General features: G+C 57.1%; 4 protein-coding genes. All 4 read left to right on the top strand.

Features of this window, described 5'->3' with window-relative positions; translation table 11 throughout:
• Nucleotides 1-1,517 (top strand): DUF1653 domain-containing protein (locus QVO51_RS06095; RefSeq protein ID WP_288167920.1); only part of this gene is annotated, 1,517 nt, incomplete at its 5' end.
• Nucleotides 1,518-1,914: 397 nt separating this feature from the next.
• The gene (locus tag QVO51_RS06090) at nt 1,915-4,839 is read left to right on the top strand and encodes an acyl-CoA dehydratase activase-related protein (RefSeq protein WP_022357653.1); all 2,925 of its coding nucleotides are present in this window, start codon (nt 1,915-1,917) and stop codon (nt 4,837-4,839) included.
• Between the two features lie 38 nt (nt 4,840-4,877).
• Complete coding sequence (locus QVO51_RS06085; protein WP_022357652.1) at nt 4,878-6,161, top strand: 2-hydroxyacyl-CoA dehydratase; 1,284 nt, start codon at nt 4,878-4,880, stop codon at nt 6,159-6,161.
• A gap of 19 nt (nt 6,162-6,180) precedes the next feature.
• Nucleotides 6,181-6,897 (top strand): DUF3592 domain-containing protein, encoded by a 717-nt coding sequence (locus QVO51_RS06080; RefSeq protein ID WP_022357651.1) that lies wholly within the window; start codon nt 6,181-6,183, stop codon nt 6,895-6,897.
• Nucleotides 6,898-6,919 lie beyond the last annotated feature (22 nt).

The following is a 6,919-nucleotide window of genomic DNA, read 5'->3' as shown; positions in this document are numbered from 1 at the left end:
GCGGGGAGCCGGTGCAGCGGCTGGACAAGGTGCTGGAGATCCTGCCCCATCTGAAGGAAATGAACGTGGACACGGTGTATTTTGGCCCGGTGTTTGAATCCGTTTCCCACGGCTATGACACCACAGACTACCGTTGCGTCGACCGGCGGCTGGGCACCAATGAAGGCTTTGCCCGGATCTGTAAGACCCTGCACGAAAACGGCATCCGGGTGATCCTGGACGGGGTATTCAACCATGTGGGGCGCAGCTTTCCCCAGTTTACAGACATTCAGAAAAACGGACAGAATTCCCCCTACTGCGGCTGGTTTGACAATCTGAATTTCGGCGGCCCCAGTCCCTGTGGGGATCCCTTCTGGTACGAGGGCTGGAATGGTCACTACAATCTGGTGAAGCTGAATCTCCACAACCCGGCAGTGTGCGACTATCTGCTGGAATCCGTGGGCATGTGGATCGATCGGTTTGACATTGACGGTCTGCGGCTGGATGCGGCGGACTGCATCGACTTTGATTTCTTCCGCCGGCTGCGGCAGTACTGCAAGAGCCGGAAGCCGGATTTCTGGCTCATGGGGGAGATCATCCACGGGGACTACAAGCGTTGGGCGAACCCGGAGATGCTGGACTCCGTTACCAACTACGAGTGCTACAAGGGGATTTACTCCTCCCACAACGACAAGAACTACTTTGAGATCGATTACTCCATCAACCGGCAGTCCGGTGCCAACGGCATCTACAAGGGCATCGCCCTGTACAACTTTGTGGACAACCACGATGTGAACCGGATCGCCAGCATGCTGAACAACCCGGCGCATCTGTTCAACGTGTACACCCTGCTGTACGCCATGCCCGGGATCCCCTCCATCTACTACGGCAGTGAATACGGCATTGCCGGCAGGAAGGAGAACAATTCCGATGATCCGCTGCGTCCCTGCTACGATTACCAGGAGCTGCCCGGTGCCAACCGGGAGCTGTACCGGCACATTGTGAAGCTGGGGCGGATCTACCGGGCGTATCCTGCACTGCGCACGGGAGAATACCACACGGTCATCATCCGGAATCAGCAGGTGCTGTTTTCCAAGACCTTGCAGGATCAGACCATTTTCGTGGCACTGAACCTGAGCGATGAGGGCTACCGGTTCGAGTTCGATACGCCCATGCCGGAAATGGTGGATGTGCTCAGCGGCAGCAGCATTCCGGTCAGCGGCGGCAGAGCCTGTGCGGATGTGCCGCCTCATACAGGCATGATCCTGGTGCGGGACGATATTCTCAACCGGGAGCCGGAGCAGCCGGAGCTGGCGATGGTTCTGCCCAGGACCCTGCAGGTGGGCGGCGTATACCGGCACTTCAAGGGTGGACAGTACCGGGTGCTGACAGTGGCAAAGCACAGCGAGACGCTGGAGGAGCTGGTGATCTACCAGTCCTGCGGGGAGGACGGTGCCGTATGGGCAAGACCCAAGGCCATGTTCCTGGACAGCCTGCCGGACGGCAGAGAGCGGTTCGCCCTGGAATCGAATATGTAACAGCAGGCGGTGTGGCGCAGAGCCATACCGCCTTTTGCGCAGATTACCGCTGGTTGTTCTGCTGATTCTTGTTTTGCTGCTGGTTCTGCTGGTTCTGCTGATTCTGCTGATTCTGGTTGTTCTTGTTCTGCTGCTGGTTCTGGTTATTCTGATTGTTCATGACAATCTCCTTTTCTCCGCACGGACAGGCAGGGCAGAGCCCGGTGCCGCCTGTGCGGAGAGCGATACCGGTAACCGCAGCCTGTGGGAGCGAAGTAGGATTCTCGCTCCCGTCAAGTGTAGTATGGACGCTGCTTCCGCTTTTATACATTCCTCCGGGCGTGTTGCAATTTGCTGTGCGTTGTGCTATAATAAATTGTATATATAGTATCGGCATTGCCGGGAATGGAGAACTATTGTGAAAATAGGACTGGATGTAGGCTCCACCACCCTCAAAAGCGTCCTGCTGGATGCGGACGGGAATATTCTATACGCTGCGTATGAACGCCATTACTCTCAGATTTCAGAAAAAATTGCCGGGATGCTTTCGGACATTGCGGAAAAATTCCCCGATCTGGACCGGGTACAGCTATGCATTTCCGGCTCTGCGGGTATGGGCATCGCCAACGATTTGCAGATTCCCTTTGTGCAGGAGGTCTATGCCACCCGGATCGCCGTCAATCGGCTGATCCCCGGTGCAGATGTAATCATTGAGCTTGGGGGAGAGGATGCAAAGATCCTGTTTCTGACCGATGAGGACGCTTCCTACGGTGGGCTGGAGGTGCGCATGAACGGCTCCTGCGCCGGGGGCACCGGTGCATTCATCGACCAGATGGCGACCCTGCTGGGGATCACCCCGGATGAGATGAATGAGGCGGCAAAGGACTACCAGAAGATCTACACCATCGCCTCCCGGTGCGGCGTGTTCGCTAAATCCGACATTCAGCCCCTGCTGAACCAGGGTGCCAAGCGGAATGACATTTCCGCCAGCATTTTTGCCGCCGTGGTGAACCAGACCGTTGCCGGTCTTGCCCAGGGCAGAGAGATCCGGGGCAAGGTGGTGTACCTGGGCGGGCCCCTGACCTTTTTGTCGGAACTGCGCCGTGCATTTGACCATATTCTGGGAGTGGAGGGCGTCTGCCCCGACCATTCTCTGTACTTTGTTGCCATGGGGGCAGCCTTTGCCGGGAACGAGGGACAGGTGTCCCTGCATGAGATCATCCGCCAGGCGGCAGCTTATCGCTCCTCCGGTACCTACGCCTTCTGCAAGCCCCTGTTTACCAGTCAGCAGGAGTATGATGCCTTTCGTAAGCGACATAGGAAAAACTCCGCCCATATCCGCTTTGGGGATACCCCGGAAGGGGAGGTATTCCTGGGCATTGACGCAGGCTCCACCACCGTAAAGGCGGTGCTGATGGATCAGCAGCGGCGGATCATCCGCTCCGAGTACCTGCCCAACAGCGGCAACCCGGTGCCTTTGATCCGGAGCTTTCTCACCGGGCTGTATGCGGATTTCCCAACGCTCCATGTGACCGCCTCCGCTGTCACCGGATACGGGGAGGAAATGATCCGCAGCGCCTTTGGGGTGGATTTCGGCATTGTGGAAACCATTGCCCACTACACAGCGGCAAAGGAATTCCGGCCGGATGTGGATTTTATCATCGACATCGGGGGACAGGATATCAAGTGTTTTAAGATCCGGAATGGTGCCATTGACAACATCTTCCTCAATGAGGCGTGCTCCTCCGGCTGCGGTTCCTTTTTACAGACCTTTGCAGGTGCCTTGGGCTATGAGATGCAGGACTTTGCTAAGCTGGGGCTGTTTGCGGAAAAGCCGGTGGATCTTGGCTCCCGGTGTACCGTGTTCATGAATTCCAGCGTCAAGCAGGCGCAAAAGGACAACGCCGGCATCGAGAACATCAGCGCCGGCTTATCCATCAGCGTGGTGAAAAATGCCCTGTACAAGGTGATCCGTGCCAACAGCGCAGACGCTTTGGGACAGCATATCGTGGTACAGGGAGGCACCTTCCTGAACGACGCCGTGCTCCGGGCATTTGAACAGGAGATCGGCAGAGAGGTGATCCGTCCCTCCATTTCCGGCTTGATGGGTGCATACGGGGCGGCGCTTTACGCCCAGGCGCACAAGGCTTCCGCCCAGGGCAGTCTGCTGGACGCCCGGCAGTTGACCCAGTTTCAGCATCAGGTGCAGGTCATCACCTGCAAGGGCTGTCCCAATGCCTGCCGACTGACGGTGAATACCTTTGACGGCAAGCGGAAATTCATCGGGGGCAATCGGTGCGAAAAGCCCCTTGCCACCGGGAACGCCGGCAAGCACTACAATCTGTACGACTACAAGCGGGAGCTGTTGGCACAGTGTAAGGGCGTGCCCGGCAAGCGTGGCAGGATCGGCCTGCCCATGGGGCTGAATTTCTATGAGCTGCTGCCCTTCTGGCATGCCTTCTTCACGGATCTTGGCTTTGAGACCGTGACCTCTCCCCCCTCCAACCGGAAGCTGTACCTGAGCGGTCAGCATACCATCCCCTCGGACACGGTATGCTTCCCGGCAAAGCTCATGCACGGACATGTGGAAGCCCTGCTCCGGGAGCATGTGGACGCCATCTTCTACCCCTGCATGACCTATAACCTGGACGAGGGACTGGGGGACAATCACTACAACTGTCCCGTGGTGGCATACTACCCGGAGGTTATCGAAGCCAACGTGAAGGCGGTGCAGCAGGTGCCCTTTCTGTATGATTATTTAGGGCTGCATCGCCCCAAGGACTTTACAAAAAAGATCCACGCCGTGCTGTGCCGGCAGTTCGGGGAGATCCCCCTGTCAGAGGTCAAGCACGCCGTGGCACAGGCATTCGCCGCCCATGCCGCATACCAGGAGCAGGTGCGGAAAAAGGGTGCGGAATATCTGGAGATCGCCCGGAAGGAGCATCTGCCGGTGATCGTCCTGGCAGGCAGACCCTACCACCTGGATCCGGAGATCAACCACGGCATCGACAAGCTGATCTGCTCCTGCGGTGCAGTGGTCATTACGGAGGACTCTATCAGCCATCTGGTACAGCGGTTCAACACCCATGTGCTGGATCAGTGGACGTATCACTCCCGGCTGTATGCGGCAGCAAAATATGTGGCGGACAGCGGCGACCCCATGCTGAACCTGGTGCAGCTGGTGTCCTTCGGCTGCGGGGTGGACGCCATTACCACCGACGAAGTCCGGGAGATCCTGGAACGAGGCGGCAAGATTTACACGCAGATCAAAATTGACGAGATCACCAATCTGGGGGCGGTGAAGATCCGCCTGCGCAGCCTGTTTGCCGCATTGCAGGCGTAACGGAATACTGGTACACCGAAAGGACGGTTTATGGATACATGAGCACCAACGAACCACAGGTCTGCTTTACCAAGGAAATGCAGAAGGATTACACAATTCTCATTCCCAACATGGCGCCGCTGCATTTTGAGCTGCTTCGGGCGCTCTTCAACGCCTACGGCTATCATGTGGAGCTGCTTCACTCCGATGGCCAGGCGGTCATTGACGCCGGACTGAAATATGTCCACAACGACACCTGCTATCCGGCACTGCTTGCCATCGGGCAACTGATGCATGCCCTGGAAAGCGGCGCATATGATCTGGAGCATACGGCAGTGATGATTACCCAGACCGGAGGCGGATGCCGGGCATCCAACTACATTCACCTGCTGCGGAAGGCTCTGAAAAAAGCGGGGCTGACCCATGTGCCGGTGATTTCTCTGAATATGTCCGGACTGGAGAAGGAAAGCGCCTTCAAGCTGACCCTGCCGTTGCTGAAGGAGGCGGTGGCACTGCTGTCCTATGCGGATATGCTGATGATCCTGGGGAACCAGGTGCGTCCCTATGAGGTGAATCCCGGGGAAACGGATCAGCTGATCGGTCAGTGGATTCAGCAGCTTTCCGCACGGATCGTGCCCCGGCGCCCCACCAAATTTGAACAGCTACGGCAGACCCTGTCCCAGATCAGTACTGCCTTTGCCGCCATTCCGGTGCAGCGTACCCAGAAGGTACGGGTGGGGGTGGTTGGCGAGGTGTATGCAAAATTCTCCCCCCTCGCCAACAACCACCTGGAGGAATTCCTCCGGAGCCAGGACTGCGAGGTAATGCTGCCCGGGCTCATGGGCTTTCTGATCTTCAAGGTGGATAACCGGCTGGAGGATATCAAGCTCTACGGCGGCAGCCGTGCCAAGGCAACTCTGGTGCAGTTCCTCATCAAATATCTGACCAATATCGAGTCCGTCTTTCTGGACAGCATCCGGGTCACACGGCAGTTTTCCGTGCCTGCTTCCTATATGCAGATCAAGGAAATGGTGCGGGGGATCATCGGCTACGGCAGTAAGATGGGGGAGGGCTGGTTCCTGACCGGTGAAATGCTGGAGCTGATCGCCCACGGGTATGAGAATATTGTATGCTGTCAGCCCTTCGGCTGTCTGCCCAATCACATTGTGGGCAAGGGCATGATCCGGAAGATCAAGGCCAAAAACCCCATTGCCAATATCGTACCCATCGACTACGATCCGGGTGCCACCCGGGTCAATCAAGAAAACCGCATCAAGCTGATGCTGGCAGTGGCACGGGAGCGGCTGGAGGCTGCATATCCTGCCCCCACAGCAGAGGTGTGACGAAATGAGGAAAGTCATCATGAAGGATCCCAACAAAAAGCAATCCCCGGCGAGCATCATCGGGGGGATTCTGTTTCTGATCGCCTTTATCGGCAGCATCATCGCCATGTATATCGCATCCCAGACCGACACCTACCTGTGCCTGGTGATCGCCTTTGGCTTTTTTGGCTTCATGTTCCTGCTGGCAGGCTTTCAGCATATCAAGCGTCTGAACGTGGGCAACCTGGTGTTCCTCACCGTGGGTCTGGAGTCCCTCATCGGCATGTTTGTGGCATACCGGCTCCGGTACGGTGATGTGGGTCAGAAAGACCGGATGCTGGAGGCTGCACCGAATCTGGGATGCCTGGGCTGTGCATTGTTCGGACTGGTTCTGCTGTTCGGCGGCATCATTACCCATCGGCTGAAGGAGAAGCGATGCAGCCAGGAGATTACCGCCCAGGTCATCGAAAAGGTGGTCACCTTCACCAGTACCAACAATATGACTCACAAGACCCAGACCAGATATGCGCCCCGGGTGAAATACGAATGGTTTGGCAACGAGTACGAAACCCAGGCGGAGGTTCGCCAGAGTGAACAGGATTTCGAGATTGGGGATACCATGACCATCTACATCAACCCGGAGGATCCGGAGGACGCATACTTCCCGGGCAGGAGCGCTGTGGGAGGCTCCCTGATCTTCGGTATTATTTTCCTTGCAGCGGCAGTTCTGGTGTATGCGCTGCTGCATATGCAATAAGGCAGTAAACAGAAAGCCCCCC

This window comes from Ruminococcus sp. CAG:379 (assembly GCF_000434255.1).
Classification (GTDB): Bacteria; Bacillota; Clostridia; order Oscillospirales; family Ruminococcaceae; genus Ruminococcus_F; species Ruminococcus_F champanellensis.
The sequence above is the reverse complement of the archived record's forward strand: the minus strand, read 5'-3'. Positions and strand labels throughout refer to the sequence as shown.

Excerpts from the sequence above, each read along its gene's own strand:
- QVO51_RS06085 (WP_022357652.1), top strand. The coding sequence starts at position 4,878 with ATGAGCACCAACGAACCACAGGTCTGCTTTACCAAGGAAATGCAGAAG.
- QVO51_RS06080 (WP_022357651.1), top strand. The coding sequence starts at position 6,181 with ATGAAGGATCCCAACAAAAAGCAATCCCCGGCGAGCATCATCGGGGGG.